This window comes from Streptomyces narbonensis (genome assembly GCF_014649015.1).
GTDB lineage: Bacteria > Actinomycetota > Actinomycetes > Streptomycetales > Streptomycetaceae > Streptomyces > Streptomyces narbonensis.
In genome coordinates, this window is the sequence record NZ_BMSF01000118.1 from 1 (window position 1) to 748 (window position 748).

The window sequence follows — 748 nt, forward strand, 5'->3', positions numbered from 1 at the left end:
GTTACTACCACATTCACCTGCCAAGAGGCCCCGCTGATGCCGGCCCTGCGAGGCCTGCACTAGGGCCTCGTATGACTCAACCTCTTGCCGTAAATCGCCAAGCAGATGACAGTACCTTTGGGGTACTGTAAAAAAAGGTTTTGACATCCCCGTAGTTGAGCTGCAGCGGGATTCAAGGGAACCACAACCATCAGAACCTGCTGTCGAAAAAAGGCTGCTGCGCAGCTCAATCCCTTCAGCAGAATGTGTCCCCCTGGAATTAGGGGGTCCTTTTTGTCCTTTAGATAATACTGTATATCTTCCAGGAGTTACGGGCATAACATTGTCATTACCGCACCTGGGAGCACTTTTCTGATTTGTACTCAGGCTTAAATGACCACGAGTATCGCCAAAAATGCCGGCATCTTCCCTCTTAAGCCGACTAGGAGAATGGTCGTTTATATATTTTTGTGATGCTTTACGATGGAGCATCATTGCCCGCGTTATTCTCACACCTTCCACACATCCGAAGTTGCTGGACGATCGGATCCTTAGCTCAAGACTCTGTTTCGAAAATAACGTCAAAAGTTTACCTACAATGATGTGCATCCGCTTCAGCAGCTGTACGTGATCTTGCAGTTTACCACATGCCAAGCGCGGCACGTCTATCTCCAAAGAAAACTCCGGTGGCAGGCACTCGTAAAGCATAATTTGCAGCGTTTGCATGTTCCTTTCACACTGATTTCGTTCCTTAATGCTGTCCAGAGAG

At 48.3% G+C, this 748-nt stretch carries 1 protein-coding gene; it reads right to left on the reverse strand.

Going from position 1 to position 748, the window contains the following annotated elements:
• Positions 1–705, reverse strand: a 705-nt coding sequence (locus IE124_RS36325; protein ID WP_229833178.1) for a hypothetical protein, incomplete at its 3' end; no start/stop codon positions are given.
• Positions 706–748 lie beyond the last annotated feature (43 nt).